This window comes from Pedobacter sp. 10L46_2, assembly GCF_056395165.1.
Genome location: NZ_JBFTIZ010000044.1, coordinates 26,604 through 37,651 on the forward strand (window position 1 = coordinate 26,604; position 11,048 = coordinate 37,651).

The 11,048-nt window shown below is 38.8% G+C and carries 8 protein-coding genes and 1 riboswitch; of the genes, 1 reads left to right on the forward strand and 7 read right to left on the reverse strand.

The genetic code is table 11. The features are described 5' to 3' along the window. The 7 genes from AC1DDX_RS07295 to AC1DDX_RS07325 all read right to left on the reverse strand — a co-directional run. Window positions 1-213 (reverse strand): hypothetical protein (locus tag AC1DDX_RS07295; RefSeq protein WP_477621906.1); only part of this gene is annotated, 213 nt, incomplete at its 3' end. 18 nt (window positions 214-231) lie between these two features. Then, window positions 232-3,000: a TonB-dependent receptor gene (locus AC1DDX_RS07300; RefSeq protein WP_477621907.1), complete on the reverse strand. Its 2,769-nt coding sequence runs from the start codon at window positions 2,998-3,000 to the stop codon at window positions 232-234. Window positions 3,001-3,080: 80 nt separating this feature from the next. Beyond that, window positions 3,081-4,037, reverse strand: coding sequence for a cytochrome-c peroxidase (locus AC1DDX_RS07305; protein ID WP_172661635.1), 957 nt, complete (start codon window positions 4,035-4,037; stop codon window positions 3,081-3,083). Between the two features lie 21 nt (window positions 4,038-4,058). After that, complete coding sequence (locus AC1DDX_RS07310) at window positions 4,059-4,724, reverse strand: YceI family protein (RefSeq protein WP_477621908.1); 666 nt, start codon at window positions 4,722-4,724, stop codon at window positions 4,059-4,061. A 76-nt stretch (window positions 4,725-4,800) separates the two neighbouring features. Further along, on the reverse strand, window positions 4,801-6,117 hold the full coding sequence (locus tag AC1DDX_RS07315; protein ID WP_288881873.1) for a peroxiredoxin family protein: 1,317 nt from the start codon (window positions 6,115-6,117) through the stop codon (window positions 4,801-4,803). Between the two features lie 24 nt (window positions 6,118-6,141). Beyond that, window positions 6,142-7,458: a peroxiredoxin family protein gene (locus tag AC1DDX_RS07320; protein ID WP_172661637.1), complete on the reverse strand. Its 1,317-nt coding sequence runs from the start codon at window positions 7,456-7,458 to the stop codon at window positions 6,142-6,144. A 516-nt stretch (window positions 7,459-7,974) separates the two neighbouring features. Next, complete coding sequence (locus AC1DDX_RS07325) at window positions 7,975-9,111, reverse strand: cysteine desulfurase family protein (protein ID WP_477621909.1); 1,137 nt, start codon at window positions 9,109-9,111, stop codon at window positions 7,975-7,977. A gap of 84 nt (window positions 9,112-9,195) precedes the next feature. Continuing rightward, window positions 9,196-9,307, reverse strand: a riboswitch (SAM riboswitch). 322 nt (window positions 9,308-9,629) lie between these two features. Between AC1DDX_RS07325 and AC1DDX_RS07330 the strand changes: the two genes are divergently transcribed. Then, entirely contained in the window at window positions 9,630-10,853 is a 1,224-nt protein-coding gene (locus AC1DDX_RS07330; protein WP_337717279.1) for a sterol desaturase family protein, read from the forward strand. Window positions 10,854-11,048: the final 195 nt, after the last annotated feature.

Consider the following 11,048-nt stretch of genomic DNA (forward strand, 5'->3'; position numbering starts at 1 on the left):
ATTATGAACAATCAAAGTGGTATTTATCTGCCTTGTAAAGTCAAGAAAGTTAATAGGTGCTGTAATAGACAATGCATTTACCAGTTTAACTTTAGCACTTAGAGGTGGCCTGTCGGCATTATCCGAATCCAGGTATTCCGTTTTTTTGCAGGATGTAGACACGATAGCAATTACACCCAATATCCCTGCGAACTTTATATTTAAAAATTTCATGATCTCTGTATTTTATAATTAGAACTTAGCCGATAATCTTACAAATGGCTGTATACCTGTATTTGTTCCAGCTTGTGTACCACCTGGGCCCGGATTGCGTGTAATATTGCTTCCTGGCGCAGGAATACTATAATCACCCAGAACATTGAATAAGTTATTGGCACCCACAGTTGCCTGTATGGTAGGGGTTATTCTATATCCCGCAGATATATCTGCTATCCAGATCGGACTAAAAACCTGATAGTAGTAATCTGGTTTAGGGAAGTTAGCATTAAGCTGGGATACCGATGTTACCGATCCAAAATACACTGCCCGCACTAAAAAATTAAACTTATCAAGGTTATAAGTTCCCTGCAAGGTTATTTTCTTCGATGGGATATTGTTTGTTACCCTTGCTTTCTCCGATTCATCAAAAATTATATATCGGTAAGCTTCCAATCCTTTTGGTGTATTTACTTTGGTCAGCTTAGTATCTAAAAAGTTTGCACTGGCAAGGAAAGTAGCATTTGCCCCATTATTGAACAGGAACTTGTAGCTTCCGGTTAGCTCAATACCCTTTGTACTGGTGCTAAATGAATTGTAAAAAAACTTTGCCTGTATGGTACCTGTTTGTACAAATAAGGCCCTAACATCGGCAGGCAAATTGGTATCAGTTGCCGAAAAGCGCCCGGTATTACCAACTCTGTCTTTAATATCAATCTGGTATGCATCTACAGTAAGTTCCACATTTGGTATTGGCGATGCGGTTAAACCGGCCGTATATCCCTTAGATCTTTCTGCTTTTAGTTCCGGAATCCCCAATGCTTTTGTAGCCGGATTTACATTGTTTGCGGTAACCTGATCTATGGCTACGCCATTTTGAAAAGTTGTAGAGGTTTCAGTATAATAAAACTGCGCAAGGTCAGGCGCCCTAAATCCAGTGTTTATTGATCCTCTTACCCCAAGCCAGTCGGTAACACTATAGCGTGTTGCACCTTTATAAGTAAACACACTTCCAAAATCTGAATAATTCTCGACACGTACCGCACCAGAAAGTAACCATTTTGAAGTAACATTTAACTCCAAATCTAAATACCCTGCAGAAATAGATCGGTTTACGTTCACCTCATTCGATGGGCGAAAACCTGCATGGATCTGCGAACCTGGCGATAGGCCGTTTAGTGGCGTTAACCCTAAAGAAGTGGTATAAGGAATACCACCCGCTGTTGTATCTACTCCATAAATTGCCCTCAAATCTCCTTTTGAATATGAGGCTTCCTCACCAGCAATGATCTGATAGCTCTCTACACGGTATTGACCGCCAAATGCCACATTAAGCCCTTTTAGCACTTTTTCAAAATAGCGACTAAAATCCAGACTGGTTGTATTCTGGCTGGCGTTATAACTACCTGCATCAAACTTACGGGGTGTACGCTGGCCCAAACTTGCGTTCAAAGAGTTGCTGATCACATTCCCAAAATCATTAATGCCATACACATTTGAAATGTCAACTTTCCAGTCTTTTACCTTTGCTTTTACGCCCAGGGCAAACGACTTATCAGAAATGATGTTATCCATTGCCGGTAAAAACCCATCGGGATATATAAAGGTATTGTTGCGCTCAGTCCAACCCGGCAAACGGTACACCGCTGTAAACTGTGAATTACGGTGGCTAATACCTCCAAATGAGTACAACTCCACATCTTCCTTTAAAGGAACAGAAGCATTAAAGAAAAGTAATCCATCTATGGCTTTATTTGTACTGCCACGCTGATCAAAATAATGCCTGTCAATACCTCTGCTGGCTATTATGGCATCATCAATTTCTTTTGTATAGATCTGATCAAATCCCCTTGTATTGGCACCACCACCATAGGCAGGCCCTATATATAAGCCTGCATCATCGTTTCCAACAGGCAATGATACTGCCTGGGTAGCAAACTCTCCGGTTACGTTCAAAAAGCCGCCTTTATTTCCTAGCTTAACCCCATAATTACTGCTGGTCCTTGTGGTTAATCCATCTCCCCGTCTGCGCGCACTTGCAGTTGAGCTGAGCGACAGCTGATCAGTACTTTTCTTTAAAACTATATTAATAACGCCGGCAATAGCATCAGAACCATATTGGGCCGCAGCACCATCACGCAGTATTTCAATTCTTTCAATAGATCCTGTCGGAATGGAATTAAGATCATAGCCCGTTGCTCCATTCCCTAATCCACCCCAGCTGATGTTTGAACTTTTATGTCTTCTTTTTCCATTAATCAATACCAATAACTGATCTACACCAAGCCCCCTAAGCTGCGCTGTTGATGTTGCCGAAGCGGCATCTCCCCCACCTGAAACAGAGGAGTGGAATGATGGGGATACATACTGCAATAATTGGGTAACGGTTACCTGCGGTGCCGATTCCTGAAGTGCCTTTATATCAATAATATCTACAGGGTTTGCTGAGGTAAGCTTAGTTCTGTTTGCATTGTTTGAACCAACAATATTTACCTCACTCAGTGAGCTTGATGAAGGCTTAAGACTAATATTTATCACCTCCTTGCCATCAATTTCTGCCTCTTGTGTTTCATATCCGATGTAAGAAAAGRTCAATATCCGACCATTCTTAATAGTAACCTGGTAACTTCCATCCTCTTTTGTGGCAGGCCCGTCATCAAGCCCTTTTACCCTTACCGAAACTCCGGGTATAGGCAAATTATCGTCTGCTGAGGTAACTACCCCCTTGATTATGCGCCTTTGCGCATATAAATTTTGCCCATAAAAAAAGCTAAAGAACAACAGTACCGGTATAATTTTTTTCATTATGATTTAGTTAAGTTTAGACAAAAGGATACCCCCTACATGCATTTAAGCATATATTACATTTTGTCAGTTATATGTTTTTACTTGTTCAACAGGAACCTGTCGTCGGTAAGCGCACCCAGAAAAGCTACAATATCATCCATTTCCTGGCCTGATAGATTCAAGGGTTTATCCAATGATAAATCCCTGTTAATACCATCTTTAACCACTACCGACGGATTGTTGTAGTATTCTACTACGCTTCGTAAAGTTTTAAATTTGCCGTTATGCATGTATGGAGCTGTTAATGCCACATTACGTAAACCGGGTATTTTAAACTCTCCCAATACAGTACTGTCCTTTGTTATGCTGAACCGGCCGGCATCATTCAAAGTTTTTCCGTTATACAAGCCGATATTTTTAAACCTATCGGCTGTAAAATCTTCACCTGAATGACAGTTGTTACAATTCCCCTTACCTATAAACAGAAGTCGTCCGCGTATAGCGGCTTCTGACATGGCGTTGTCATCTCCATTTATATATCGGTCATAAGGGCTATTGTTTGTTTCCAGCGTCCGTTCAAAAGCAGCCAGTGCTTTCAACAAATTATCTTTATTTGGCGCTGTTTTAAATACTTTTTTAAAAGCGTCTGCATAGAATTTATCGTTATTAAGTCGTTCAATTGCCTCATCAATGGTTAAGCCCATTTCATCAGGCGATGTTATTGGCCCTAAAGCCTGTTCCTCAAGCGATGAGGCACGGCCATCCCAAAAAAAATGAGTACGGCCAGATAAGTTGGTTAATCCCGGAGAATTCCGGGATGTAAGTTTTCCTCCAATACCTTTACTAAATACTGCAGTATCAGCAAAAGCAAATTCCGGTCTGTGGCACGACGAACAATTAATTGTCCGGTCTTTCGATAATATGTTATCAAAAAACAGCTTACTGCCAAGTTGCTCCCGGGTCTGTATCTCGTCGCTACCCGACATGAAACTTAACTGGGTTATCAACAGGAAAACAAAGGCTATCAGTATAAGTATGGTATTTCTTTTTTTCATGATTATTGTAAAGTCATGCAATTATTGAGCATTGGCTACTAGTGCCACGTCGATATCAAAATCATCATAGATCACTTTATCGCCAAGGTTTTCGAAGAAGTTTTTAGAGCGGAACTTAATGTCGTATTTGGTACGGTCTATAGTTATCTTGGCATTAGCAGTTAACTTTTTACCATTTACTGCAATTGTTGCCGGGAAACTCACATCGTTGGTTATCCCTTTAATGGTTAGTTTGCCCTTAACATTGTACTGGTTGCCTGTAGTTTTGGTGGCAGAGCTGATTACAAAATTTGCTTTAGGAAACTTCTCTGCACTAAAAAAGTCCTCACTTTTAAGGTGTCCAACCAATTTTGCATTTGCACTTTCATCAGTAAGGTCAGCATTGGTTATGGTACGGGTATCAATGTCAAAGCTCCCCGCTTTTAAAGTATTATTCTCTACTGTAAAACTACCGTTGCTTACTTTAACAGATCCACTATGTTCGCCTGTAGCCTTTTTTGCCAGCCAGGTTAATTTACTGCCTTCATTGTCGACTTTAAACACMAATGCTTTAACAACAGCGCCTTTTCCAGGCACCATTTTTTTAGCAGATAAAATTGTTTTGTTAGCGTTTGTTGGTTTTACAGCTCCTGTAAGAACCAATAATGAAGTTGCAGTAATTGCAGAAAGAGTTAGTATTAATTTCATATTCTTTGTTTAATTATTTAGTGGTTTTAAATCCCCTGGTACAAACCTTAGTCTGCACCAGGGGGAGGGATTTCTATTATTTTCCTTTTAAAGTATCATTAGATTTTGCTGATGCATTCGAAGGCACTTCTTCTGCAATCAGTACATCCAACAGATCATTAAACTTCTTTTCGTACTCTTTATAGTATTTACCGGTTACTGTGCCCGTATATCCTGTATAGATCTCGCGCACTTCACCTTTTCTATCTATAATTATGGTAGTTGGAAAAGCAATGAATTTGTTCAGCGCAGGCAGTTTCTGGGATACCACCTTTTTATCTGCAAGGCCACCAAATAAAATGTCATATTTAACATCATACTTGTCTCTTAATTTACCAAGTGTATACTGTGCATATTGCAAGCTATCTTTTTGCTCAAAACCAATAGCAATAGCCTCTACGCCACGCTTTTGATTTTTATTAAACCATGGCGAAAGAAATATAGTCTGATCAGTACAGTTAGGGCACCAGGTACCAACGATCTCAACAATAACCACTTTACCTTTGTATTTATCATCACTTAAGGATACAGGTTTACCTGTCAGATCAGGAAAAGTAAAGTCAAGCTTTTTATACCCTTCCTTTAAAAAGGTAAGCTTATATGGATCGGGCAATTCAGCCTTATCATCCTTTACCCCATCAAACTTGGTATTGTCGTAAATCCCTGCCGATATTACACCGCTGATTGTGCCATCAGCATTAATTTTACCTTTATAAATTTTAGGGCTTGGACCCGTAAAACCCGACAAAACAAATTCATCGCCTTGTACGGTGCCTTCCAATTCACGACTATCGCCAGTAACCTGTAAAATTACACCGGTAAGTTTGTTTCCATTTTGCTTTAACAAGGCCACCTTATTAGGAACCTGCTCTTTAGAATAAAACTTCAGTTCCCATTTACCACTAATGTTTGCAACCGGTGCAACGTCCTTACCAGGTTCAACAAAGCGGTAATTCTTACCATGTTCTGCTGTAAATGGTAACGAGTTACCTCTAAAACCCGGCACCAGACTTCGGTACTCTCCACTTAGTGTTCCATCATCTTCTATTTTGGCAACAAGTGCTGCATCATAGGTATTCATTTTAATAAAAATCGAATCCTTACCCAGCCGGGTTACATGGAAATCATCGCGTCTGGTTCCATTTAATAGTGTAAATGTACCGTGCTCCAGATCTTTCCCTTTAAATTCGAAATTAAATGGTACCTGAGTTTCACTAACATTAAAAACACCACGCCAAACTCCCTCTTTAATTACTTTCCCCGCATGGTTCTTATCTAAGGCCCATACAGATACGCCTAAAAGCAAGCCCAGGGAGAGTAATAATAATTCTTTAAAAAAATTGCGCTTATTCATCGTTTAAGTTTTATGGTTATACTATTATTTACCTTTTAAGGTGTTACTTGTATCCGTGGCTTGTGCCGTTGGTTCAGGTTCAGCCAATAATTCGTCTAGCACTTTATTAAATTTCTTCTCATAATCATCGTAATACTTACCTGTTACAGTACCAGTATATCCGGTATAAATTTCTCTTACCTCACCTTTTCTGTCTATGATTATAGTAGTAGGAAAAGCAATGAACTTGTTAAGTGCAGGGAGTTTTTGAGCTACCAACTTTTTATCGGCAAGGCCACCAAAAAGTATGTCATACTTGATATCATATTTATCTCTCAGTTTTCCCAGCGTATATTTAGCATACTCCAAACTGTCTTTCTGTTCAAAGCCTATTGCTATGGCTTCTACACCACGCTTTTGGTTTTTATTAAACCATGGCGACAAAAACACTGTCTGATCTGTACAGTTAGGGCACCAGGTACCAATAATCTCTACAATAACTACCTTGCCTTTATACTTGTCATCGCTTAGCGAGACAGATTTACCGTTCAAATCAGGAAAAGTAAAGTCAAGCTTTTTATATCCTTCCTTTAAAAACGTTAGTTTATAAGGATCTGGTAAATCGGCAACATTGTTTTTGGTTGCATCAAATTTGATGTTCTTATAAATTCCAAAACCCTGCTCTCCGGAAAGGGTTCCATCTTCATTTATTTTTCCTTTAATAATGAAAGGGCTAGGGCCTGTAAAACCAGATAAAGCAAATTCATCACCTTGTACAGTACCTTCAATTTCGCGGCTATCGCCAACAACGGTCATTATCACGCCGGTAAGTTTATTGCCCGATTGCTTTAATACGGCAATAGAAGCCGGAACTGCTTCTTTACTATAAAGCTTAAGCTCCCATTTACCGCTTAAATCTGCTTTTGGCTTCACGTCTTTTCCCGGCTCAACAAAGCGATATGCCTTGCCATATTCTGCAGTAAAAGGAAGTGCATTTCCTCTAAAATTAGGCACCAAACTTCTGTATTCGCCAGTTAGCCTTCCATCATCTTCTATTTTGGCTACTAAAGCAGCATCATAGGTGTTCATTTTAACGAATATGGAGTCTTTGCCAATTAGCTGTACATGGAAATCATCGCGACGCGTGCCATTTAAAAGGGTAAACACTGCATGCTGAGGGTCTTTTCCTTTTAGTTCGAAATTAAAGGGAACCTGCGATTCGCTTACGGTAAATACGCCGCGCCATACGCCTTCTTTAATAAATTTTGCAGGTTCAGGTTTAGTTCCTGCAAGTGCTGCACCACTCAATAAAATACCTGCCGACAGGCATTTAGCTTTAAATAGATAATCTTTTAAGTTCATTGTATAGGGTTTTTTAGGTTGTTTAAGAGAATTTTGGGCATAACGATTCCTGCCTCAATAGCCTGGCTATTAGATTCTGACGAATAAATTCAAGAAAATCAATCAGGGAATGCTGTAGAAACTACATGCACATACAACAACAGAATTTTAAATTTTTCATATCACTAGTTAATTTATATTTCTAAAAATCATTTTTTAGAAAACTTTATAAATCATCTATTAATGGTGGAGTTACTAGATGTTGGCAATAAAAATCATCTACTAAGGGGTGGAGCTTTATTAGATTGATGTAAAGGTAATGCTTAGAAATAACAATTCAAAAAAAATCTACCAATTTAGTAGTATTTATTTTTTATGTTATAATTGGCCCTTCTATTGGCCGTTATTGTATATTGTTAAACGTTTATTAATTAACATCCCGGCGTGTTGCAGAAAGCGAGCTGAATGAACTTTCCACCATTGCATAAAGCCACGCAATCTACACAGCCAGGATGTTAATTTTTACCATTAAGCACATTATATGGTTACCACATTATAAATTGCAGCGAGCCTTTCAACGGTGTAATCTATTTCTTCTATGGTATTATACTTACTAAATGAAAAGCGAACCGTATGACGGGATGGATCTGCATTAATTGCTTTGAGCACATGCGATGCCGACCCTGTAGAGCAGGCACTTCCTCCAGACACAGAAATATTATTCAGGTCCAGATATCCCAGTAAGTCATCAGCACCTTCATGTTGTGGCAGGCTAACACTTAAAACGGTGTAAAGGCTCTTATCCGCATCACCCGAATTTCCATTAAACTGTACCCCTTCAATTTCGGCCTTCAATTTAAAGATCATCCTGTCTTTTAGTTTCTGTATATACCTTGCGTGTTCATCAATATCACGATATGCAATTTCCAAAGCTTTTGCCAGGCCAATAATTCCATGAATATTTTCAGTTCCTGCACGTAGCCTGCGTTCCTGAGATCCGCCATGGATTAGCTTGGAAAGCTGGATCCCATTTTTACAGTAAATAAATCCTACACCTTTTGGCCCATGAAATTTATGTGCTGATGCAGCTATAAAATGTGCTTTCAATTTTGACAGATCATGGCGATAGTGTCCAATGGTCTGAACCGTATCTGAATGAAAAATAGCGTTGCTGCTACAACAGAGCTCGCCAATTAATTCAATGTTGTTTAAATTCCCGATTTCGTTATTGGCATGCATTACCGATACCAATGAGCGTTCCTTATTTTTTAATAGTTGCTGTAAATGTTCAACATCAAGGTTTCCCCTATCATCCGTATTTATAAAGCTTAGGCTTATCTCGCCACGCTTTTTAAGTGCTTCTAATGTATGCAGAACTGCATGATGCTCAAATGGAGTAGTAATTACATGTTTAACCTGCTCAGAATACACGCTTGATAATATAGCTGTGTTGTCGGCCTCAGTACCGCCACTTGTAAAAATAATTTCATTAGGCGCAGCATTTAAAAGATCGGCTATGGTATTTCTGGCATTTTCAATAGCGCTTTTTACAATCCTTCCATCTTCATGATGTGATGATGGATTGCCAAAATACTCTAACAGGTAAGGGATAATTTCCTTATAAACCTCTYTGTCCAGTTGGGTGGTTGCAGCATTGTCTAGATAAATTCTCATTTCTTCCTCCTCTTTTTTAATTAATCGTTTATAATTAATCATTCTGTGATGTCAGCTTATGCAGAAGAGGTACAACTCTTTACCATTTTATCTTTCTCCGCATTAGCGGAGCAGGAATTAGCACCTTTTACAAGCAAAGCTGGTACAGGTTGCTAAGACGTCGTAGGGCCTTTCCCTCTGTCTTTCTGGATAAGTAAATTACAAGAACAACTATTGAGTCGCAAATGTATAAATAAAAACTACTAATTTACTAGACTTTATTAAAATAAATTTTAATCCTTGATATTGGCCTGCTTAACCTCAAAAAAAGGCTACCTCTAAAGCACTGATAATTAAGCTATTATTAGGGTTCATACAACGCTTAAACAATCGTTACACAATGGCAAAACAATAGATATACAATTTTGGAATGTATAAACCTTGCATAAGGAAACTGAATGGTTCGTTAAAATATAGTTTAAAATAAATACTACTAATTTAGTAGTATTTATTTACATTTGGCTAAGAGGAATTAAATTATGATTAGTCATTTTAACTATTTAGCCTTTGCTATCCCAGCTTTTTTTGTGTTTCTTTTTTTAGAGTATGGGATCGCTGTAAAGCTAAAAAAGGCGCATTTGTTCAAATATGAAAGTTCCATTTCCAACCTCAGTATAGGTATTGCCGAAAGGCTTCTCAATCTCTTTATATCAGCAAGTTTCTGCAGCTTGTTCTTTTGGATTTACACCAACTATGCACTTTTCAGCATACCCAATGTTTGGTGGGTATGGGTATTACTGATCCTGGTTACAGATCTTGTTTGGTATTGGTACCATAGACTCGGTCATGAGGTAAATATCCTTTGGGCAGCCCATATCGTACATCATCAAAGCGAAGAATTTAACTTTACAGTATCCGCCAGGATTACCGTTTTTCAAGCCCTGATCAGAAATCTTTTTTGGTGCGTTATACCGCTGCTGGGATTTCATCCTACCATGGTGATCGCTATTCTTGTTGTTCATGGGGCCTATTCCTTCTTTACCCATACTCAGCTGATCAGAAATTTAGGCTGGCTGGAATATATTCTGGTTACACCTTCCATTCATGGGGTTCACCATGCCAGCGATGAGAAATATCTTGATAAGAACTATGGAGATGTATTCGTTTTCTGGGACAAAATCTTTGGAACATTCCAAAGGGAAGAGGAACCACCTAAGTATGGCCTTACACATCCTGTAAAAAGTTATAGTTTCTTATGGCAGCACTTCCATTACTACCTCGAAATTTTAGCGGCGTGTAAAAAGGTACCCGAGGTAAAGACCAAATTAAAAATCATCTTTGGTCACCCTTCCAGACTGGATCAGGAAATCAGGCCAATGCTTGAAAAGAGATACCTGCAGCACAAAGCATCCTCTTCTTATCGTTTTAAATTCAGAGGTTATTTAAACATACAAATAATTGTCAGCGTAATTCTGTTAACGTTCATTACCGGCTTATATCCCTACTTTGAGACCGTAGATAAGTTGTTTATTGTTATGTTTGTTCTGCTTACATTGATTAACTGCGGAGCCTTAATGGAACAAAGAAAATGGATTTACTACCTAGAGTATACCCGCCTGTTAACTGTATTTATCTATGTTTTCTGGAAGTCGGACCGTATGGAATTACTGCTGCCTTTAGTAGTGCTGCTATTCATTGCAGAGCAACTATTTCGGATTAGTCATTTGTACCGTCACTATGTGCTTAGGTACGATAAAGTTTAAGCGGCATGTTAAAAATACAAAAGGGCCGTCGTCATCTCTCCTATCGTCCTTTAGATTTGTTTTTGATAATTTAGAATGAGAAGGAAGCAGAAGTAAACTATTCGTTCCTCAGAGTTTAGACTCATATCTCGATTTAGACTTCTGCATCCCTTTCATCAGGAACTCAAATAGAAATTAGGGCTAGTGACCCACTAT

Excerpts from the sequence above, each read along its gene's own strand:
- AC1DDX_RS07305 (WP_172661635.1), bottom strand. The coding sequence starts at position 4,037 with ATGAAAAAAAGAAATACCATACTTATACTGATAGCCTTTGTTTTCCTG.
- AC1DDX_RS07315 (WP_288881873.1), bottom strand. The coding sequence starts at position 6,117 with ATGAATAAGCGCAATTTTTTTAAAGAATTATTATTACTCTCCCTGGGC.
- AC1DDX_RS07320 (WP_172661637.1), bottom strand. The coding sequence starts at position 7,458 with ATGAACTTAAAAGATTATCTATTTAAAGCTAAATGCCTGTCGGCAGGT.
- AC1DDX_RS07330 (WP_337717279.1), top strand. The coding sequence starts at position 9,630 with ATGATTAGTCATTTTAACTATTTAGCCTTTGCTATCCCAGCTTTTTTT.